The sequence below is a fragment of the Saccharicrinis sp. GN24d3 genome (assembly GCF_052400645.1).
Taxonomy (GTDB): Bacteria; Bacteroidota; Bacteroidia; order Bacteroidales; family Marinilabiliaceae; genus Saccharicrinis.
The window spans coordinates 59,369-82,277 of record NZ_JBQTGI010000010.1 but is presented as its reverse complement, the minus strand read 5'-3'; the positions used below and the strand labels follow the sequence as shown (position 1 = coordinate 82,277).

General features: G+C 39.0%; 11 protein-coding genes. All 11 read right to left on the bottom strand.

Features of this window, described 5'->3' with window-relative positions; translation table 11 throughout:
- Window positions 1-33 precede the first annotated feature (33 nt).
- Entirely contained in the window at window positions 34-1,671 is a 1,638-nt protein-coding gene (locus tag ACT29I_RS13115; protein ID WP_444793641.1) for a fasciclin domain-containing protein, read from the bottom strand.
- A 154-nt stretch (window positions 1,672-1,825) separates the two neighbouring features.
- Window positions 1,826-3,277: a RagB/SusD family nutrient uptake outer membrane protein gene (locus ACT29I_RS13110; RefSeq protein WP_430933872.1), complete on the bottom strand. Its 1,452-nt coding sequence runs from the start codon at window positions 3,275-3,277 to the stop codon at window positions 1,826-1,828.
- A 12-nt stretch (window positions 3,278-3,289) separates the two neighbouring features.
- The gene (locus ACT29I_RS13105) at window positions 3,290-6,613 is read right to left on the bottom strand and encodes a SusC/RagA family TonB-linked outer membrane protein (RefSeq protein ID WP_430933871.1); all 3,324 of its coding nucleotides are present in this window, start codon (window positions 6,611-6,613) and stop codon (window positions 3,290-3,292) included.
- Between the two features lie 62 nt (window positions 6,614-6,675).
- On the bottom strand, window positions 6,676-8,991 hold the full coding sequence (locus tag ACT29I_RS13100) for a fasciclin domain-containing protein (RefSeq protein ID WP_444793640.1): 2,316 nt from the start codon (window positions 8,989-8,991) through the stop codon (window positions 6,676-6,678).
- Window positions 8,992-9,589: 598 nt separating this feature from the next.
- Window positions 9,590-13,720 (bottom strand): hybrid sensor histidine kinase/response regulator transcription factor, encoded by a 4,131-nt coding sequence (locus ACT29I_RS13095; RefSeq protein WP_444793639.1) that lies wholly within the window; start codon window positions 13,718-13,720, stop codon window positions 9,590-9,592.
- A 1,121-nt stretch (window positions 13,721-14,841) separates the two neighbouring features.
- Window positions 14,842-16,842 carry a fructose-1,6-bisphosphatase gene (locus tag ACT29I_RS13090; RefSeq protein ID WP_430933868.1) on the bottom strand — a complete coding sequence of 667 codons (2,001 nt, stop codon included), beginning with the start codon at window positions 16,840-16,842 and terminating at the stop codon, window positions 14,842-14,844.
- 200 nt (window positions 16,843-17,042) lie between these two features.
- Window positions 17,043-18,560: a phosphoglucomutase gene (locus ACT29I_RS13085; protein WP_444793638.1), complete on the bottom strand. Its 1,518-nt coding sequence runs from the start codon at window positions 18,558-18,560 to the stop codon at window positions 17,043-17,045.
- Window positions 18,561-18,784: 224 nt separating this feature from the next.
- Complete coding sequence (locus ACT29I_RS13080; RefSeq protein WP_444793637.1) at window positions 18,785-19,450, bottom strand: transaldolase family protein; 666 nt, start codon at window positions 19,448-19,450, stop codon at window positions 18,785-18,787.
- A 137-nt stretch (window positions 19,451-19,587) separates the two neighbouring features.
- Window positions 19,588-20,868 (bottom strand): zinc-binding dehydrogenase, encoded by a 1,281-nt coding sequence (locus ACT29I_RS13075; protein WP_430933865.1) that lies wholly within the window; start codon window positions 20,866-20,868, stop codon window positions 19,588-19,590.
- On the bottom strand, window positions 20,858-21,526 hold the full coding sequence (locus ACT29I_RS13070; protein ID WP_444793636.1) for an HAD family hydrolase: 669 nt from the start codon (window positions 21,524-21,526) through the stop codon (window positions 20,858-20,860). The genes ACT29I_RS13075 and ACT29I_RS13070 overlap by 11 nt, the downstream gene beginning before the upstream one ends.
- A gap of 36 nt (window positions 21,527-21,562) precedes the next feature.
- Window positions 21,563-22,702 (bottom strand): SDR family NAD(P)-dependent oxidoreductase, encoded by a 1,140-nt coding sequence (locus ACT29I_RS13065; protein ID WP_430933863.1) that lies wholly within the window; start codon window positions 22,700-22,702, stop codon window positions 21,563-21,565.
- Window positions 22,703-22,909 lie beyond the last annotated feature (207 nt).

Genomic DNA, 22,909 nt, shown 5'->3' with positions numbered 1-22,909 from the left:
ATTACCTGCCTGTTATATAGATATAAAGTATTATTAATCGACCGGTATAAATTCAAAATAATCAAGTGGTATACCACCGCTCTTCACGGCTACTAATTTTATCTTATGTCGTTTTTGTACAGGACATAATAACTCCTTGGTAATAATAAATCTCATACAGCCATTACTATCACTTTGCTTAGTTCCAGCCTTATTGGTAATCCATTCTTTTCCCAAACGCCATCCGTTTGCTTCCATGGCCACTGAATCGGGAGCGCCTACCTGACTAGCTTTTTTGGTTACATCATAAATAGAACCAACCGGTTCATCGTCCCAATACACCTGGAACTTACCACGGGCGTTATTTCCACCATTCGAACAAACCAGGAACTCATACTTTCCTTTTGCTAAAATTGGGGTTATAAATTCGTACCAAACACAACCTCCCATGTCAAAGAAGTTCCAGTCAAGGTTAACGTTTTTTGACCTTTGTATAAACCGTACCTTGTTTGTTGGAGGATACCAGTCAACTTCTGAATATTTATCAGCTGTTACTTTATTCATACTTCTTATTGCCCTCGAAATATATTCCGGCTGTGACGAAACCGGGTCGAATAAGATATGTTTGGCTTTAGGAATAAAAATATCCATTAAGGTATCTACAGTGTGATACACCCCATTTTTGGCAGGATAGTTACTATAATCGCTCACCAACGACACCCAGGTTTCAACTTCTCCTCCTGTTTCCGATTCATTAATTTTTAATACATCATCGTTTTTATCTACTTTGATGGCATTGTTCTCCAACACGGTACTTAAATAACCTTCATCGGGGATATCAGCTGAATATAAAAAGGAAACGGTTGCATGGTAAGCCATCCAACGATTTAAGCCGTTGGTCACCTCTTCGTAATCTGTATCTCCTTCGGCATATTTATCTGCCAAATCGTCGAATGAATTAATGCCAGATAATGCAAATACAGAGTCGGTCTCTGCAAAAATGGTAAAGTTCTTTTTATTACCGGTTTCGGTTAGCTTAACCGAAAAATCATCATATAATCCCGTTTTCTTTAAAGCTTCAATAAAGATGGTATGCTTCCCGGCCCTCTCGATAACTACAGGAACCGGATCGGAGTATGGTGTTAGTACCTTATCGATACAATGAATATAACCATTGTCCGATCTGATATCATATTGCAAAAATTTAGCTTCACGATTAATGATAAGGTTTCCTATTCCACCACCTAGCAGGTACGACGATGTTAAATAATCTCCTGTATAGGTTGTGTCCGGCATACGTCCTTCGATAAAGCCGCTAGCACCCACACTTTTTGCCATGGTATGAAACTTAACCAGTTCTTTTACCTCTTCAATTTGTTCCTGGGTAGTTAGTTCACTCACCAAGTTTACGCCCCATCTTTCTTTGATATATGGATCCAGTACTTCGTTTACTGGCACAAAACAGGTGTAAGATCCATAAGACTGTAATGATGTATAGTACCCGGTTAAATGAAGCATTTCAACAAAAGTTGAAAATTTTTCAGGACTCGCATCCAACGTTTGTGCAATCGTTAACTCATCAGTTGTTAAAAACGTTTTGTCACCCAAACCGTCGTCACATCCAACACCTGCAATAAATACCAGAAGTATTGTACTTATTACTATTCCTGACAATTTTATTATCCTTTTCATGCGTCTAAAATTTATTATTAATGTTCGCATATCTGCCTTAACGGCAAACAGGTAACAAGCCTTCCTGATTTGTTCTAATCGAAATAAAAATTTATTGGCCTGTTTCATATCCTAATTTTTTAATATCGTTCTTTTAACTCTCTCTTAATAACACTTAGTTTAGATAGTATGGATTTTGCTCCAGGTTCTGATTCAAGTTAAGTTCGCTTTGATAAATGGGCAAAAAGTATGATGCCGTATCTGAGTAATAACTTTCAATAACGTCATAATCATCTGCGCCTGCTTTTATTTCAACCAGTTCAGTAATCAGATAATGGTCTTCAAAATTATTTCTTCGTGCAAAACGCAACAGGTCGTACCAGCGTTTACCTTCAAACGCAAATTCTTTTTGTCTTTCCTCCAACAAGTCGTAATACAAATTTGTTACGTCCAGTGGGGTGCCTGTAGCACGCATATGTACCTCATTAATTAGGTCGTAAGCTTTATCCATATCCCTTTGAGTTTCTGATAAAATGTAAGCTTCTGCCTGCATTAATAATACATCGGCATAACGATAAAATATCCAGGTATTATAAAACTCTGTATAATTACGGAATATTCCGGCTTTGGCATCCACCCCGGCATACTTAAACACAGTACTTGTCTGCATATCGTAAGTCGCCCTGTTGGCCCGCACATCGTTTACATCTGTTGAATATAAATCGGTAATATCACTGTAAGGCTTTACTTTTGGGTCTCCATCATAAAAATAGCTTCGCAGCGTGCTAAAGATGTCATCAAACTGTAACTCAAAAATCCCTTCTGAAGAATTACCTTCAAAAAACATTTGGTTAAACCATTCACTTCCCTCAACCAGGCTGTATTTTTCTTGGTCGATAACTGACTGACACGCATCAATACATTCGTCGTATTTTTCCTGCCACAAATAAATATCGGCCAATAAAGAATAGGCCGCACCTTTTGTTAATCTTCCTTTATCATATTTAACACCCTCCTCGTACGAAACAGGTAAATCATCAATAACCGAAACAATATCAGCAGTAATTTGATTTAACACTTCACCTTCGCTACTTTTTACAGGATAGAAATCAGCCTGATCACTTAAGGTTGCCTCCTCAATAAAGGGCACTTCCTTATAGTTTTTTACCAAAATAAAATATACCAATGAACGTAAGGTAAGGGCTTCTGCCTTATAACGATTTAAAGCCTGTTCGGTAAATGTAGGATCGTTCGCTTTTGCCTGATCGGCAAATGCCAATACCATATTACAGTAGTTAATGGTTTTATAAAAATTAGTCCAACTCACATATCCATTGGTTGGATTAACATAATTCTTCATCAAATTCTGTGCACTGCTGCTGGCATCTATCGAAACCATCATTTCGGCCCTGGCCTCACCCCACAGTAAAACACGCTCCATAAAACTATTTTCATTCATGGAAGCATAGATACCGGCCACAGCAGAATTCACCTGTTCCTTATTCTGCCAAAACTCATCCTGAACCAGATCATCCTTAGGAGTCAAGTCCAAATAGCCGTTGCAGCTCGTAGTAAACATTGCTAAAATGCTTAATACTACTCCGATTTTTAAAATATATTTTCGCATAATTAATTCAATTTAAAATGATAAGTTTAATCCAACGGTAACCTGTCTCGATCGAGGCGTCTGGTTACTATCAAAACCTAAAGTCTTCCAGTTACTGCTTGCTCCTGTTTCTGGATCAGGACCAGTGTATTTGGTAAATGTTAATAGGTTTTGTCCAGTTACATATACATTGGCTCGGGTAAAACCTATGTTTTTCAAGAGGCTCTTAGGTAAATTATACTTCAGCGTAACTGATTTCAAACGTAAAAAAGAAGCATCCTCAAGATATCTGTCGGAACCCAGGTTGTTTTTTGGACTATTAAAATAGGCACGAGGGATATCAGTCTCGTCACCCTCAAATCGCCATCGGCGCAAGGTAGCCGTACTCTGGTTGTCGTAACCACTCATACTTTCGGTATTCATACGGGCCAGGTTTATCAATTCCTGCTTATATCTGAAGTTGAAGAACACATTCAACGAAATATTCTTATAGCTTACTCTTGGGCCAAATCCACCATGCAGTTTGGTATTTGCATTACCAATATAAACCACATCCAATTCGTTGATATTACCATCATGGTTAATATCCTCATATTTGGCATCTCCGGCCGCAAATGAATTTGAGTTATTGAACATCATTACCTTGGCTTCACCATTCATATCGTAAATGATGTCTCCGTTGGCATCTCTTGCGTACAAATCATCAGATGTACTATATACACCTTTATACCTGTAACCGTAGAACGAACCAATAGGATTATCCTCCTGTATGCGTCTTACATAACCACCTGAACCGGTTGACAAAGCGTTTCCTTCTTCCACATCCATGGCATCGGTTATTTCAACAATTTCATTTATGTTCTGCGATATATTAAAGTTAAAATCCAGCTTAAAATCTCTGGTTTTAACCAGCGTACTCATGACATTAAATTCCCATCCCTTGTTTTCAATGGTACCAATATTTAAATAAGCCAGCGTTGAATAACCTGAAGTAGTCGGGATGCTCGTATTTTTACTCAACATGTCTTCAGTTCGCTTTAAATACAAATCAAAATCGGCATCTAACCTTCCTTTAAACAAACGGGCATTAAAACCAAGGTTTTCCTGAGTAACTGTTTCCCATTTTAATCCGTCCAACTCAATACTTGAAGAATAGGCCGGACGCACATCGATATAATTATAGTTATAGGTTGAATAAACATTGTATTGACCATAATTAAAACCTGGTGAATTACCGTTTTTACCATAACTGGCCCTCACACTTAATTCATCAATCCATTGGGCCGACTTCAGGAAGCCTTCTTCGTTAATTAGCCATTTGGCGCTAACGCTTGGAAATAATCCGTAGCGGTTGTCATCTCCGAAACGGGAGCTTCCTTCATAGTTTATTCCACCACCCAGAATATACTTACCTCTATACATATAGTTAAAAGCCATACTATAGGTTAATTGTCGGTATTGGGTGTAACCCGATTCAATACTGTTTCCTGAACCCTCGATACGGGTATCGATAATTGGAGTTTGTAACAAAGTACTGGGGCTGTTGCTTGTTGATGCCTTATAGGTTTGGGTTGTTTTATCGTAAGTAATAAACTTACCATTGACAAACAGCGAGTGATCCTCGTTTAATTTTGGCATCCAGGTAACACGGTTTTCTGTTCTGACCACAAAAAACTCACTATCCGTTTGTGAAGATTTATTTGCATAGGAACCTGACCAATATGTACCTAAGGCTTCTTCCGGCACAAAGTGCAAGGTTTTATTGTTATTGGCATCAAACGAAACAATACCATCGTACCTTAAGCTTGGGGTAACATCATAGCGAACCCTGAAGTTAGGAGATATACGATTACTCTCCACATTATAGGTAGCTAAGTTAGCCATTGCAACCGGGTTATAATAAGTAATTCCGCTACCCTGGAAAGCATCCTCAGGCGTGAAATAAGCTCCGGTTGAATTTCCTTCTTCATCCAGCTCGTAGATAGACTGGTTAGGCATTTTAGTTAAGGCAACATTTCTGACACTGGTAGATGAATTACTAGTCAACTGAAAAGCTTTATCCAAAGAACCATGGCTAAAGGCCAGCTCTGAAGTAATTTTCAATTTATCAGAAACAAAATAATCTAATATCGCCCTGGTTGTAAACAGCTCATTTGCGGTTCCAATTGTGGTACCTTCCTGACTCTTATAACTCGATGATATACGGTACATCGCCTTTTCACCACCTCCGGAAATGGAGAAGTTATGATCTTGCGAATGTCCTAATTGGGTTATTTCATCTAACCAGTTTATATCTTTATTATAATAATTGTATAAATCATACGTAGGATCAAATTCAACTTGTGGATAAGTTCCTCTGTTGGCACCCAACTGTAAAGTTTCCTCTTTAATTAGAGTTGAGTATTGTCTTCCATTCAGCATGGGAATACCTTCAGGTTGCTGACTCAATGATCCACGGAAACCATAAGAGAAAACGGCTTTGCCACGCGCTCCTCTTTTAGTGGTTATCATTAAAACTCCATTGGCACCTTTTGATCCATATTGAGCTGTTGCCGCGGCATCTTTTAAAACCGATATTTCTGCAATATCATCGGCAGAGACACCAATTAATGCGGCGTATTCCTGCTCATCGGCCACACTAAAGTCAAAAGTATCGTCAAATTCTGTTTCAAAAGGAATACCGTTAATAACAATAAGCGGTTCAGAAGAAGTGTTTAAGGAAGAAGTACCCCTGATGCGTATTGACATACCGGCACCCGGGTCACCTGACTGCGCTACAATCTCCACACCACTCAAACGTCCCTGAAGCTGATCGCTCAACGATGTTGAAGACACTTCGGTTACGTCCTTCATATCGATGGTTTGCACAGCTGTGGCTATACGCTTAGGATCCATAGCAAACTCCCCGTCGTTTATCATTTTGCGGGCACTCACTACGAACTCATCAATCTGTACTGCTGTTTCTTTTAACTCGACGTTAATTACACCTTTACCTCCGGGCTCAATCGTTTTTGTATCAAAACCAATGAACGAAAATGATAAGGTGTTTTCTGCATTTCGCACCTTAATAGAGAAGTTACCGTTAAAATCGGTAATGGTACCATTGACAAAACGGTTGGTACTATTTTTTTCTGCAACCGTTACCCCTACCAAGGGTTCACTGTCAGTAGCTGAAGTAACCTTACCTCTAATGATAAGCCCATCTTGTGCCTTCAGCTCGGGTAGTGTCACCAGGTTTCCCAGCAATACTATTGTTACAATAAGCAATTTTAAACAATTGCTTCTTTTCCTTCGACAATTATCTGTAGCACCAGGCTGGCTTACAATTGCCTTTAATATATTTTTATAATTATTCATCGACTCCACCAACTTTTGGATTAATATTTATTGGATTTATTCGTTTCATAGTATTTGCAGCACTACTTTAAGTAACTGTCAATTTCATGTATCACAACCCGTTTCGAAAAAAGGTTTGTGATTCCCGAGGTTTTCGCGATTACATCGCCAGAATCCGTATCTTTTATCGTTACCTGTTGAGTGGCAAAATCATTTTCTATATCGAATGATAAATAAACCGGCACAAAATCAATAACTTCAGGGTAATAGAGTGAATTATACTCTCCCGTTGTCTGTCCATCCGTCGGTATTGGGTGCTGAATAAAATGAGTTTTAACGAAATTCAGCAATTGTACTGTTGCAATAGCTCTGTCAAGTTGACTCAACGTACTTAAATAAGCGGGATCAGGATCAGGAATCACCCCATCGGCAACAGCTTGCAAAACTGCATCATTATTAGGAGCAAATAACGTATATGTTTTTCTAAGGTCTAAGAAATTAATTAATGTAGCTCCGCTATAGGTCGTAAGACTCAGTTTAGCACCAGCCCCATCAATGGCCATCAGAAACTGCGAGAAGTTAGATGAGTTATCTTCCAATGCATCGTAAGTAAAATCAATTGGTGGATTAACGAATTTATCCGTTGCATAAAATTTACCATTCGATAATTGAGTTACTTCATCAAAATTAACATATTCACCATTTAACAAATCTCCACCCCCTTGCACCTTCGTACCATCAAAGTATACAAACTCACCTTTTTCTGTCTGATAATAATTTGCTTGATCTAAACCTTCTTTAATCATCTGATTCAATACGATATCGTTAATGGTCTCCTGAACGTAAGCCATTTCGGTACTGCTCGGCGAAGCACTGGTTGGATCTGGATAAGTTCTGTTATTGGAATCATCAGGATCTCCGGTTACCGACATATAAATTACTGACATATCTTCAGTATAACCTTCAATGGTAATTTTTCGGGTAGTACTATTGGGATCCGGTATATTCACCCATTGGTCGTTTCTGATTCCTAAAATGCTAAAATCAATACCACTTCCCTTTAGCGTATTATCCAATCCCATATTCTTAATAGAGCTTAACATAACCGAGTAATCAGTATTAAGAACCAAAGGACCATAAACAGTAGCGAAACTAGTTGTGGGATAAATTTTGTTCACTCCCACAAATAATCCATTACTACAGAACTTTGTATCCACAACATCAGCCTCATTCATATTAACTGTCTCGAGACCTACATTAAAAGTTTCTGCAAACTGGCTGGGGCATACATCCCAAAATTGAGTAAAAAAGTTAACATTCAGGAAAATACCCAATACATCCAAAGGCATATCATCGTAAGAATCGTAATTTTTAGCAAGCTCATTATCCTCTTGTAGATAATTTATTAAAGCCTCGTTTGTAGGAACCAATAAACCTGTTGCATCGGCATAGGTGCGATCCACATTATTCAATAACTTTGGCATGATCTCGTCGCTCGGGTCAAACGCCAGAAAATTATTGGCAATACCCGTTTGATAACGAATCTGGAAAAGAGAATCCTCAACTCCTGTATATGGGTTTTCTTCCAAACCCATATAGTACATGTAGCCAAAACGATCGAGCATATTTTTAAACATGCTATATTTGCCTCCATACTCTTCCGAACTTAGGTTCATATACATATTAGGTTTTGGCTCCAGCACCTTAGCCAAAGCATAAATCAACCCGTTCTCGGCTACAATTTCCGTCTCCGTAACTTCTGAATCAAAAACCCGCATCTCCCCTTCCAACAATTCTCTCTCTCCCGGGAACATATAGGTATAATCGCTTCTTTCAATAGCGTTTTTATCTGAATCGATATACAGATCCAGGAAGTAGTTAGTCGTCTTATTCCTAGTTCTACTTCTGTCAACCAGGTAATCTTTATTTTGCACTTCCTGCAAATAAGGATTCTCGCTACCTTTTACAACGTGCAACGAATCGCTGTAGAGGGTATATCTACGGAAACTATTACCGGCATACCATCCATTTTTATAAAACGTTAAGGTGGTTGTATTGTAAGCATCAATGATTAAAGAATACTTTACTATATCCTCTACTTTATACTGTGGCATCTCTGCAACAGAACTGTAACCATTCGCTTGTAAATATGCATTAAAAGCTTCATCTGTCGGAGCAAATGAAGTCCAGGATCCTCCAGTTTTAAGAGGTTCTGCATACTCTGTGCGATCTAAACATTGTAGGTAATGACTAAAATTACCCATACTTTCTAATTGCTGATATACAGGACCCGCAAGCGTATCCGGGCGTGCGAATTCCTCCTCATCTGGTCTACAACCTCCAAATGAAACAAGTAATCCCAACATGCATATCAGAAATAAATTTTGAATTTTTCCCATGATATTTATTTAAAAATCGATTTAAGTTTTCTAGCCATTAATTCCGAACTATTTTTTAGGTTTATTTCAGAACTTTTAAGGTTTCGAATGAGAGTTGATTCCTTTATAGAATCTGGACAAATACAAATATATACGGGGATACACCTAGCTGATATTGAATATGTTTCAAATAGCGTTGTAATTGTTGCACCCGAAGAGGTTTGGCGAACAAACAATATGTAACTAACTATTATAATGACCGTTAAAAAAAAATGAACATTTGGAATATCTTTACATTTTGCTGTACTTTTTAACATTTGTAACAGCGCGTCAAGTGCATAATTGCGAGATTTAAGTTTCAGTTTATGCTATATGTTGCATTAGATGCAACATATAGCATATTAGAATTACGATGGATTCTATCAAAGCAATACCCTTGCACTAATATTAGGGAAATTACATTAGGGAAAGTTTCCCAAAAACTAATGTTCTTTATTTTTATGTGATTTGCATGGTCGGGTCATTAGTGAGAATTCATTGCACTATTAACCCACAATACGTATAGGTCGTAAATGGAAATTGTTATAGTTTAATATCGGGTAGCTTCCCCGTAATTATTTCAAAATTTCTTTTCGGAGATAGTTGCATTGCTCTCGGCAAACTGCTTGGGAGTTTTCCCATAAAACTTTTTGAAAGAGGAAATAAAATGTGAGGAATCAACGAAGCCCACCATAATCGCAACCTCGTTGACATTGTATTCTTTACCGGCTAAAAACTGGGCAGCTTTTCTTAAACGGATTGCCTTTATAAACTGGCTTGGAGTAGTATTTGTCAAAGCCTTAAACTTACGGAACAACTGACTTCTGCTCATTCCGAGTTCAGAACTTAAACTTTCAACAGATAGTTGAGGATCGTTTATTGAGGCTTCAATAAACTCTTTGGACTTATCCAGAAATTTTTTGTCCAATGGTAACATACCATCATCGTCCGCTACCGAAGCTTTTATATCCGAATTATACTTAGCTGATATGTTTTTACGCAGTTGTAGTAAATTTGCGATTTGAATGGTTAAAAGGTCAATGCTAAAAGGCTTTTCAACATATGCATCGGCATGGTGAGTGTAGCCTTCCAATTTTTGATCAGGCGTAGCACGAGCGGTTAACAAAACGACCGGAATATGAGAAGTAATTATATTGGTTTTAATATGCTTACACAGCTCCAGACCGTCCATTTCGGGCATCATTATATCCGATAATATTAAATCAGGCATGTTTTCGTTTGCCAATTTGAGCGCTTCTTTTCCGTTCGCACAGCTTAAAACCCTGTAATTATATAAGTTATGTACCAAATATTCTCTTAGGTCGTCATAGTCTTCAACAATCAAAATCAAATCGGAATGTTCCGCATTTTTAGCTTTAATTTCCTCCCGAGCAATTTCGGCGGTTGTTTTCAGTATGGTCTCCGATAGCGGTTTGTCGGGAACGACCTGCAATTCAGAATCGATATAAGCCTCTCTTCCAATTGGAAAAGTGATGGTAAAGCAACTGCCTTTCCCCACTTCACTGGCAACCTGCTTTCGCCCTTTATGCAACTCAATTAAACTTTTTGTAAAGGATAGCCCCACACCAGCCCCTGTATACTTGTGATCGGCCTGATCGGTAGTATAAAAACGATCAAATATTTTATCTAAGTCTTTTGCTGGAATTCCAATTCCCCTGTCGGTAACTTTAATACTTGCTTCGTTATTTTCAATAATGACTTCCAAGTCAATTTCTCCATTTACCGGTGAGAATTTGACTGCGTTTGACAAAAGGTTAAATAATATTTTATCCAAAATTCCTTCATCGAACCAACCTTTATAACCTTCGGGGCGATTCGTATGAAAATTGAGTTTTAGGCTTCTGTTATTCGCTATATCATTAAAGTTTGCCAATACATCTTCTACATACTTTATTATATCTACTTCTGCCACATGCAATCGAATCCTGTTTTCTTCGATTCGTCTAAAGTCCATCAGCTGGTTTACGATACGCGTCAAACGTTGTGCATTCCTGTTCATTATATCAAACATTGAACTTAGTTGCTTATCCCCAAAATTATAGGTTGCCAATCGCTCCAATGGGGAGGCAATTAGCGTAAGCGGAGTGCGTAACTCGTGAGAAATATTGGTAAAGAAACGAATTCTTTTTTTGCTCAACTCTTCCAGTCTTTTATTTTCTTCTATTTCTTCGGCCAACCTGTTTTTTTGCATGGTACTGTTTTTAACAAACCTCCTATATACCGCCAAAAAAGCAACCAATATTAAAAAGTACAAAATAAAGGCAGGAAGACTCCTTGAAAATGGTGGTTTCACCCTAACGTTGATGAATTCCTTTTCTTTACTCCAAACGCCATCGCCATTTGATGCCTTTACTTTCAAAGTGTAATAGCCGGCCGGAATCTTGGTATAGTTGGCGATCCTATTATTACCGGCCTCTTGCCATTCCTTGTCGTAACCATCCAGCATATACAAGTACCTTGCCTTCTCCGGTGAAGTGTAATTCACCGCTACAAGCTCGAATCCAAAGGAAGACTGTTCGTTTTTAAGGATAATATGATCCGTTAAATCTATGTGTTTTTTAAGCGGGGAATTTTTAGTTCCTATGGGAACTGATTGGTTCAGTATGCGCATATCGGATAAGTGAACCATCGGGGCTATTGTATTATCTATAATTGAATCCGGATGGAACATATTGAATCCGTTTAATCCCGAAAACAACATATAGCCCTTCTCAGTCTTCAGCGAAACAAATTCTTCGAAAACGTTTGACTGCAACCCATCGTATTTATTGTATGTTTTAAACTCCCCTGACTTTTGGTTGTATTTTACAATACCTATCTTGGTACTTGCCCATATGTTATCGTTATCGTCAACCAGTACAGCACAGATATAATTTTTAGGTAATCCGTCTTTCTCTGTCAGTAATAATTCAGTTTCACCTGCTTGCTTAAAGCGCAGTAAACCCTTATTGGTTGCCATCCACACATAACCAGCCCGATCGCGGGCCATTCCATTAATCTTTATATTTTTATTTTTCTGAAGATCGGGGAGATTAAAAACGTAATCTTCAATTCTATTTTCGGTTTTATCGTATATATACAACCCTTTAGTCCAGGTACCTATCAGTATTTTATTGCCGTTATCGATAAAACACCTTGCAAAGTTCACATCCCTAAGGTGCGAAAACTTACCAGTAGCAGTATGATAGATATCCACACTAGAGTTAGAACCAATCCAAATACGATCCTCGCCATCTTTGTATAATGCGTATACATATTTGTCCGAAATAGAGTTGTTCCTGCCATCGGGCATGGCAAATTTACTAAAGGTAACGTTTTTCTTATCGAAGAGATAAATTCCATCGCCATAAGTACCCACCAGCAGTTTACCTTTTTCAAGTTCGTGAATACATATTACAATGTCATTGTCTAACCAGTTAGGGTTGGAAGGATCTGCTTTGTAATTGATGAAAGTACCATTTGCCTGATCAAATTTACTTATACCGCCTCCCTCTTTTGTTCCTACCCACAGATCGCCATCAGAGTCCTCATAGAATGCCCTTACGTTATTACTTAACAAACCAGAATCCGTAAAATCGAACCTGTAAAGATTAAATTTCTTTTTGTGTTTATTCAAGAAGTTTATCCCATTATTGTAGGTACCCACCCAAATATTTCCGGCCTTGTCGGGATAAATTATATTGGGATTTTTACTGTTGATGCCATTCGGTTTATACTTATCGGGCTGTAATAAACTCTTGTGTCCGGTATGCAAGTCTATGGTCTGTACCCCCAGGTCTTTTATGGCCACTATTAGTTTCTCGTCGTTGTAGGTGGCTATTGAAGATATCCAATTGAAATCGTCATTAGAATATTCTGATTTGTATGCCAAAGTTATACTGTCATCTTCCAGCTTAAATATCGAATGGTCGTGATGCGTCCCTATCCAAAGCGTATTATTTTTGTCTTGAAATAAACAAGTTATATGCAGTGAATCTATCTGACGGTTTTTGAAACCCATCTTCGTAAAAGATGCTGTTTTATTATGGTATGAATACAAACCATGATCGGTACCAAACCACAATTTACGGTTATTATCCTCATAAATAAATGTAAGCCCTTTGGGTGTATCGCTATTGATTTCCGAAAAATTGATAAACCTGTCCTCGTCCTCTATATATTTAAACAAGCCTTCGGAATATACCTCGCTAAAACCTTCCACCCAAACATTGCCCAAATGATCAACACAAACCACACCGTGGTAAAAGGGCGAAAAATGAACTATGCTGGAATCAGAAACCGGATAATTGCGGTATTTATAGCTTGTTTTGTCGAGTCTTGAAACACCAGACGAATTTACTACCCAAATACAGTTTCGTATAGTATCTTCAGCTATTGATGAAATGAAATTATCGTTCAAAGAATGACTGTCGCCAGGTATATGTGTGAAATTTTTAAAACCATACCCATCAAAACGACATAATCCTTCCGGGGTCCCAAACCACATGAATCCATCTTTATCCTGAATTATGGTATTTACGGTATTTGAAAGTAATCCATTTTCATAATTGTAGTGTTTAAATTGAAATGAGCTTGCAATATTGGCATATACACCATTTGCGGCTATAAGGAATAACAGCCCCCAAAAATAAAACAGTTTTACAGATATACAATTAACTAACCTGTCAAAAAGCACTTTACGAAATTTCAAAACATTCAAGCAACTGGTCCGCCATAATGAATTTTTAAACATAAATAGTCCTATTATTTGGAATCACCCACACCTTAATAATACAAATGAATCCACAAAAAACAATTAACACCCAATAAAAAAAATGGTAGAACAAAGTACTAAAACCTTATTACATACGAAAACAAAAAATACTAATTCTTATTTCTACCCCATGTACTCAGTGAATTCAATGTAACTAGTAAGCTACCCAACATCACCTTTTAGAATTTTGAATAATCTGGTATTACCTCCAGTGCAAGCGTTGGACTCTGATTTCCGCGGTAATATCTCTGCCGGATGGCTTTGGCGCTTGTGAAATCTGCAGGGAATTAACCCCATTGATTCACGAGAATTCATGAATAATGACGAACAACGCAGGCTTTAGCAGGGTTGATCCTGATTTTTATAAAATTTAATTAACGTTCGCCTACGGGTTAAAAATTTCGTGAATTTGTGAGGTCAAAACACACTTTTGGTCCACCACGTCGAACGTAAAGGAAGATGAAAAATATACGATATATCTGTTAATATTATTTACTTGCACTTAAGAACTATGGACTCAAATCAAATTTTTTAAAAAAATAACGCCCGCAACCATCATCTGCAGCCTTCGTCACCATGTAAAGATAATTACCATAATAAGTCATTGGATTACCTTTATTTACATAACTACCCCCGACCGGAGTCAGCTACATAGTATTCTAACTACTTCCATTAGACACCAAATGAATACTAACCGCAAACAATGTTTGCCAACTTGCTGTTTTTCATCCACGATTCTCATTTTCAAAGACCCGAGAACCATTTTGCATATGTCAGAATAAACTTGATTTTTAATTGGATTGATAAAAACGCGCAGGGACATTTGCTCCATTTTTAATACTACAGCAATTACAGATATATTTTTTTCATTTTCTAAGTGATGGATTATATTCTTTGGCATAAACCAATACAGTCGCTATCTTCAACGCTGATGACAGCCCCATTCAATTTATCCCTCCATTGATTTTTCCTGTTGGTGAGCTTGATCTGCCAATTCTTCCATATTCATCTCTTTAATGAAGATGAGTTCGTGACTGGCTTGCCGTGAAAGTTTCTCATTACACCCTCTTAACCTTTACAACACCAGTTCTATAGGCATCGAGCAAACGATTCAGGTTTTGTATTTGTTCGCGAATGTGAGTGCCAATATCGGTATCGCCAACTTGAATGCGATGGGTAGCATGTTCTATCATATTCCTGGTCGATACAATATCCACCTCGTCCTCAATGGCCTTTCGTTTTGACTCAAAAGGAGCATGCTCGGCAAGGATTAAATTGTAGGAATCGTAAATTAAGGTATATCCTGCGATACCTGTCACTTTTTGATAGGGCTTAGACATCCCGCCATCAATCACAAAAAGTTTACCCCCTGCTTTTACCGGGCTTTCTCCCTTGGTTACCTTTACAGGCACATGTCCGTTTACAATATGGGCAGTTTCCGGGTCCAGTCCGAACTCGGATAAAATCCGGCAACTGGTATCTTTGTCGTCACGGAGTTTATAATACATATTACTTTCCTCTTTTTGAGTTTCTTTGTCGTCGAGCAAGTATCGCTCAAAGGTAGCCATCTTCTTTTTCCCGAAAAGAGGAGAATCCGCACCACTCCACAAGTACCACATATAATCGCGATCTTTGCTCATTCGTTCAGGATGTTCACGATTAAAATAAGCACGGCGCGACACCATGTCGAATTGATCGCACAAGGCTTTCCCCTTGTACTTTTTCCCGTTCAAGACGACCTCTTTAAATTCACCTTTATCATCGAGCGGAATGCAACCGTGATATAATAAATTGGAATTATAGGACAAATACGTAGCTCCTTTTGAAAAAAGGGTTTTAATGTGCCGTTGCAATTTCTCGCAGTTTAAGAAAGAAAATCGAAGTTTCTCGGCCAAATCCCTTTCTTCATCCGTTAGTTCATATGGATTTTCGGGATCAACCGTAGGAAACGATTTATCTTTTAATTCCAGCTCACGGCCGCCTATAGTAACCGTTCCTTTTTCGTAATCTATTTTATCCAGCAAAAGCCGATCATCCATACCCATTTCAGGGTTTCGACGAATAATTTCTGCAGCCAGCTTCATTTCAATAATGGTTATGGCCTTATGCATCTTGCTGGTCAGCTTAATATGTGTGGAACCCACATTCTCAGGCGGTGTATTCATGGGAATAAATGGATCGCAAGGATCCCCTTGGTAGGCTTTCATGGCAAAAGTGGCCAAGGGCATCAGGTTTATCCCGTATGCATCTTCCAATGTATCCAGGTTATTGTATCGCGCACTTAAACGTATTACAGCTGCGATGCTTGCACGAATCCCGGTAGCTGCCGCCATCCATACTATATCGTGATTACCCCATTGAATATCTACCGAATGATGGTGATGAATAAGATCCATCACTTTATCCGCATGTGGTCCCCGATCGAAAATATCGCCTATGATATGCAATCGATCTATTAACAACCTCTGAATAAACTTACTGATGGCCACAATAAAATGGTTAGCCCTGTCTACATCAATGATTGATTGAATAATACGATCAAAATACTTTTCTTTTTTAGCATTGGGTTCGTTTAACAGCTCATCGATTACATAGGAAAAATCGGTAGGCATAGCCTTTCGAACCTTGGAGCGCGTATATTTATCGGCCGAAACACGGGCTACGGCAATGAGCCTTCGGAGCGTTATCGCATACCAGTTATCCAGATCTTTTTCTTCCTTGGTGATGATTTCCAGTTTTTCTTCCGGATAATAAATCAACGTGGCCAGTTGATTCTTGGTCTTTTCGCTTAATGAATACTGGTAAACAGCGTCAATTTTCTTGCGAACCATGCCGGATGCATTCCGTAACACATGACTGAAAGTCTCATATTCGCCATGAATGTCCGTTAAAAAATGCTCGGTGCCCTTAGGAAGATTCAATATGGATTCCAAGTTTATTATCTCGGTACAGGCCGCCTGAACCGTCGGAAATTTCTCGGCCAGAAGATTCAAATACCTTAGCTCATCTGCTGTATAATTGTTTGTAATCTGCTCACCTTTTTCATTATTAAGAACCATTGCCTGCTATTTGTACCTTGGGGTTATTATTATTTGTACTTTACTTTATCCTAACCAGAACAAACCAAAACCAAATAGGTTTTTGTCTGGTCCAGGTTAGTCGGCAAAATTTACGAATGCATATATCAAACTGAATTTTCAATTCTTTCACTACTGACTGTTAAATAACAATACATTATAAATTTTCCTTACGTACCTTATCAATCATCAAAGGGTGTAATATCTAAATATGTGTAAGAACCAAGTATTTTCTTCAATCTGGAGGCGATCTCATCAACCCCTCCCCCTACATTTGATTCAATATTGATAGGGATAACCGGATCGTGCAGTGACAAACGCACCAAGAACCAACCATGCTCCGTTACGGATTTGCATTGCACCCTAATACCTTCATAGTTCTCCGGCACTTTCTCCCAGTCCTTGAATAAATTATTCTCCAGCTCCTGAATCACTGACTGTCCATAGGAAGCGAAATCTTCGGTGTTGATTTTCACCCTGAATTCTTTGCTCTCAACCGGGGTTGGAAGCACTTTAATCAGTTGGGAAAGATCTTTGTTCTCCAACCTCAAATCCGCCAGTTTAATCAAGAGTTTAGCCACCAGGTACGCGCCATCGTCTAAAAAGTAATTTTCCTTAAGGGCGGCGTGACCACTGGTTTCAATAGCCAACCAACTTTCTTCGCCAACCGCGTTTAACCTGAGCGATTCATTAATTACATTTTTATATCCGCGCTTAAAACGTTTATGTTTTCCATTCAAATGATCGTTAATAAACCAGGTCAGACCATCAGAGGTGATTGAGTCCGTAACCACGGTACTTCCCGGATGCTCATCCAATATTACGGCTGAGATCAATGCTATTAACTCATTTCGGTTAATTGGATTACCCTGCTTGTCGACAATGGCAGAACGGTCTACATCGGTGTCAAAAATGATACCTAAATCCGCTTTTTCCCGTTTTACCGCCTCGCAGATGGACTCCATAGCTTCTTTGTCTTCGGGATTAGGCACATGATTAGGAAAGTTCCCGTCGGGCTCTAAAAACTGGCTTCCCGAAATTTCCGCACCAAGCTCAGTAAGCACCTTTTCGGCAAAAAAACCACCGGCACCGTTACCAGCATCCACGATAATCCTAAGGTCCTTAAGGGGGTGCTTTTTGTCAACACCATCCTTAACTCCGGAACGAATGGCCCGAACCAAAGAGTTTGAATAAATGGAAATATAATCAAGCTCTCTCACTGTTCCACGGCCCTGAATTGATTCCAGGCTATGCTGCGCAGCCAGGTCAAGAATTTCGGTAATGTCACTTTTATCCGCCCCCCCTTCTTCCGTAAAAAACTTTAATCCGTTTCGGTTAAAAGGCAGATGGCTGGCCGTAAGCATTACTCCGGCATCAATGGAATAATCATGATCTACCGTTGTCATGAACATCGCTGGCGTTGAAGCTATTCCGCAATCGTAAACATCGACTCCTACATCGGTTAATCCAAGCATAAATGCCTTTTTCAACGAAGGTCCCGTTAAACGGGAATCCATACCAACGGCAACTGTTATTTTTGCTTTATTTAATTTTCTGTTTAACCAATGCGCAAAAGCTTTACCCAGTTGCTTTACTACTTCATTGGTTAGGTTTAATGTCTCACCTTGTATTCCTTCCATGGCCACTCCCCGGATGTCGGAGCCATTTTGCAGTTTTTTCCAGTTTACTGATGTGTTCATAGTAAGCTAATTAATGTTGTCAATCACAAGAATAAAATATGAATACTAAATAGAAATAATTGTCATTTGTCCTCAGATTAATCAGACTCTTGATTTTCCACTGGAAAACCCTAAACAGCAGGCTGTTTAAGGTTTAAATCGTGAAATCCGCGGACAAAAAAGTAACTGACCAGCAATTGTAATTCTGTGATTTCGAACTTACATCCACTATACTGATGTTTATACTAGAAGTCAATATCATACAAACCCTCAGCGTCTTTTTCAAACCACTCAACACTCATATCCGTCATAGGGTGGCTACGAAGACGCTCTAAAATTTCGAAGCTGATGGTAGCAGCCTGACTGCCCATCATACTCACCCTATGCACCTGGTCAACTGTTTTAAAGCTGGCCGCCAGTACCCCTGTTTTTAGACCAAATTGTTTGATATTTTCCACAATATTACCCACCACTTCAATGCCGTGTGAAGAAATGTTGTCAAGTCTGTTAACATAAGGTGCTACCCAATCGGCTCCTGCCCTTGCCGCAACCAATGCTTGCTGTTGCGTAAAGATAGCCGTTGCCGTAACGTTAATACCTTGTTTTTTAATCATCGGCATGGCTTTGTAACCTTCCATGGTGACCGGAATTTTCGCAAAATAGTTATCGCCCAAAGCAAATTTCTCTTTGTAGGCAATGGCTTCGCGTAGCATGTCCTCAGCTTTGCTGCTGATCATCTGTACGTGTAACATCTTATCTCCAACCAACTCAACCAATTCGGGCATAATCACCGACATAGGTTTTTTTTCTATAGCGATAATGGTTGGATTTGTGGTTACCCCTTCAATTGGGAAATAATTAAACAATTGTTTTAACTCGTCAATATTGGCAGTGTCTGCTAAATAAATCATTTTTAACTTTTAAGTTGTAGTTTAACCTAATTTGATAAGCAACCAATCAATGGTGCTTAAAATTTAATGAATCAAAAAACACAAAGCTATGAATATTTTAGCTTGTTAATAAATTAAACATCTAACAAGTTAAAATTTTAATAATTTAATGACTTAGGATTAGCCAAAAGCATCTCTTCGGCCTCTACACTCCAAAGACCGTTATTTTTTTGGCAAATATCAGCAAGTAAGTTGTAAACTGCGTTATTCCTGCCAAGTTCCTTGAAATCGGCAATAGCAGTTAACGGCATTTCAACATGCGGATAAATCAACTTTTTACCACCCGGAATATTAGGCAGGTCAAGTGTTGCTTCCGGAACCACATTTAAACCACCAACATGTGTTACTAAACCTGCCGGATCCAGGCCTTTGGTCATTATCTCAAGTGCTTCCTTCATATCATAGGTATTTCCACCTGAGGTACCCACAATATGAGTATACGCGTAATGCACATTATAAAAATTCATTTTTGCCGAGAAATCACTATTGGAAGGTCCCGCAAAAAAGTTCAAACACCCGTCGAAACCAAGAATAGCATCCCCCTGCTCAATTACCGGAGCTACCGGAGCAAACACAAAAACATCGTTATATCCCTCTCCTCCTGTAATGTCGCGCAATCCCGTTATGGCATCATCCATTGAAGCAGTATTTACATAACGAAGATCAATTCCCCGTTCTTTGGCAAAATCCACGGTATATAAACTTGCTGCACGATCTAAACGTGCCTGGTCGATATCGGTAACAACCAATAACGAAGGTTTACGGTCTTCGCGACGCAACGCGTAATTAATGGCAGCCAGTCCCATAGGTCCTACCCCGGCCAAAATAGCCATTTTACCTCCGTCCACAATTTCCATATCGTGCACATAACTACCAGCTTTAGTATGGTAATTTGCATGCATGGCTCCAATAACGCAGCTTAAAGGTTCGGCCAACGATGCTGGATAATACCCAGGCCCATCATACGCAAGCAAACAATCCTGAACCAATACGTCTTTGGGTATGATCACATACGTTGCATCGCCTCCGATATGCTGATAAGAGTAACCCGGCGCACTTAAAACGCCGACAGGTCCGTCCTCATAATAAATAGCCGGTTGAATCGAAAACTTCTGTCCTTCCTTGAATTTGCCGATCCAGTTGGCACCCACCTCAACAATTTCACCTGCAAATTCATGTCCGATAATGATCGGATTATCTGCAACATCATCTGGCACACGTTTATGATCTGTTGCTTGATTAGCCGCTTTATAACTTGACATACAAAGACTGTCTGTTACTACCTTTGCTAATATTTCATCATCGCTTATTTCCGGTAATTCAAATTCTTCAATGCGAAGATCTTTCTTTCCATATAGTCGAACTGCTTTAGTCTTCATAATTTTCTATATTTATTTTTATATAATTCAAAATCTTTTCGGGCTGCTGAATTACGGGCACATTATCACCTTCCATGCCAGGTTTTCCATAACCCCAACTTACACCTAAAGGGATCATTCCGGCAGCTTGGGCTGTTTGCATATCCACCACGGAATCGCCCACAAAGAGGATATGCTTTGGATCGCAATTAATTTGTCTGGCAAAGTGCAATGCACCTTTGGGATCCGGCTTGTGTGGAAAAACATTACTGTGCCCAATAACACTCCTAAAAGTCCACGTGTTGAAATATTCCTCCACAACAATATCCGTTAAATGCTGGGGTTTATTGGTGTTTATAGCAAAGGGAATATCCATTTCTGTTAACTCGTTCAGCACATGGTCTATCTTGGGGAACAACGTGCTTTTGTTACAAATATTTTTTTCGTAGCAAGCAGAATATTTGTTCAGATAAAGCATGGTATCCTTACCCCTTAAAAGCGGTGGAAGAGAAGCATCCACCAACCTTCTCGCACCATTTCCGATCCACTTCACATATTCTTTAAGTTCATGCGTCGGATACCCATGCTCTCTCAGCATCTGGTTATTGGCATCTGCAATATCCTCGATAGAGTCAATTAGTGTTCCATCCAAATCAAAAATAACAGCTTTTATTTCCATTCTTAATATTTTATTGTCTGAGTGAACGAACCATATTTATTTCAGCATTTCCTGCCCGCCTGTCACAGGGACTGCCTGTCCTGTTTCATATTCCTGTTCCATGATGTAGTATACCGCCCGCATCACATCTATTACTGTACAACCTCTACCGGCAGGCACCTGGGCTTCGTAAAATGCTTTGACATCTTCAATGGTTTTGGCTCCTTTTACTTTCCCCGCATTCAGATACTGCACAAACAATCCCTTTTCAGGGTCGCTCCATAAGGGGCCATCGAAGAAATTACCGGGGCAAACAGAATTCACCTTTACTCTGTTTGGCATTAGTTCCATGGCAAAAGATTGCGTTAAACCTATACCTCCGAATTTACCGCCCGCATAGGCAAAGTTTCTGTTACTGCCTTTCAATCCCGATTTAGAATTGATTTGAATGATATCCGCAAAATACCCTTCCTTATGGGCAGTTTGGATCTTTAAAACGGGCGATGCATATTTGGCACAATTGAAATATCCGGTATAATTCACCTTGGTCATTAAATCAAAAGCTTCGGGGGTCATCTCATCTAAACCACCGGCCCTCAGGATTCCGGCATTTGATATAAACACATCAAAACCACCAAATTCGCACACCGTTTCGTAAATAAGGTTTTCGACAGATTGGGGATCGGATACGTCAACCTTAACAAAAAAGGCCTTATTAGCGCCTGCTTTCTGGTTTAATTCAGTAGCATACTCCTGTCCCTTTTCTTCGTTCAGATCGGCAATAACCACATTGGCGCCATCCCGAATCATATATTCAACCAGACCTCCGCCAAAGCCCTGCGCACCTCCTGTTATAATCGCTGTTTTACCGGAAGCTCTTCCTGGTTTGGTTGCTTGTATTTGAGGTTCTTGTCCCTTTAAAAGACAATCTACTTCGTAATTTGTTTCAGCTGCTGCCACTACACCAATACCATCAACATATATCAATTTTGGAACCTGGTTGTTGGACAGCTTATAATCCTGCACCTTTTTTCTGAGTTCCGCAATCATTGCCGTTGCATCTTCTTTTTCTTCCACCTTTATTTCAGCAATAGAAGGGTCGGCTTTTAGACTTGCTTTCGCAACCTTTATTTTATCATCCGAAAGTATCATCCGAAGTGCCGGAAGAATTTCCACTATTTTTTTATTGATTGCCATATTAATTTATCATTTCTTTTATCATGAAACATATTTTTTTCCATTGAGACTATAACACTAATTTTCGGCTAATGTTACGGTGACACACGGAAAGAAACATTAATTTTTTTCATTGTGCGTTTGAAACCTTACCCAGTAGTGCCGGACTTGTCCACCAATTGATTCGGGCGGTAGTGACACAAAAAACTTAAAAACTTCAATTTACGG

What these genes read in the sequence shown, in the direction of transcription:
- ACT29I_RS13105 (WP_430933871.1), bottom strand. Translation starts at nt 6,613, where the DNA reads ATGAATAATTATAAAAATATATTAAAGGCAATTGTAAGCCAGCCTGGT.
- ACT29I_RS13110 (WP_430933872.1), bottom strand. Translation starts at nt 3,277, where the DNA reads ATGCGAAAATATATTTTAAAAATCGGAGTAGTATTAAGCATTTTAGCA.
- ACT29I_RS13070 (WP_444793636.1), bottom strand. Translation starts at nt 21,526, where the DNA reads ATGGAAATAAAAGCTGTTATTTTTGATTTGGATGGAACACTAATTGAC.
- ACT29I_RS13080 (WP_444793637.1), bottom strand. Translation starts at nt 19,450, where the DNA reads ATGATTTATTTAGCAGACACTGCCAATATTGACGAGTTAAAACAATTG.
- ACT29I_RS13075 (WP_430933865.1), bottom strand. Translation starts at nt 20,868, where the DNA reads ATGAAGACTAAAGCAGTTCGACTATATGGAAAGAAAGATCTTCGCATT.
- ACT29I_RS13100 (WP_444793640.1), bottom strand. Translation starts at nt 8,991, where the DNA reads ATGGGAAAAATTCAAAATTTATTTCTGATATGCATGTTGGGATTACTT.
- ACT29I_RS13115 (WP_444793641.1), bottom strand. Translation starts at nt 1,671, where the DNA reads ATGAAAAGGATAATAAAATTGTCAGGAATAGTAATAAGTACAATACTT.
- ACT29I_RS13090 (WP_430933868.1), bottom strand. Translation starts at nt 16,842, where the DNA reads ATGGTTCTTAATAATGAAAAAGGTGAGCAGATTACAAACAATTATACA.
- ACT29I_RS13065 (WP_430933863.1), bottom strand. Translation starts at nt 22,702, where the DNA reads ATGGCAATCAATAAAAAAATAGTGGAAATTCTTCCGGCACTTCGGATG.
- ACT29I_RS13085 (WP_444793638.1), bottom strand. Translation starts at nt 18,560, where the DNA reads ATGAACACATCAGTAAACTGGAAAAAACTGCAAAATGGCTCCGACATC.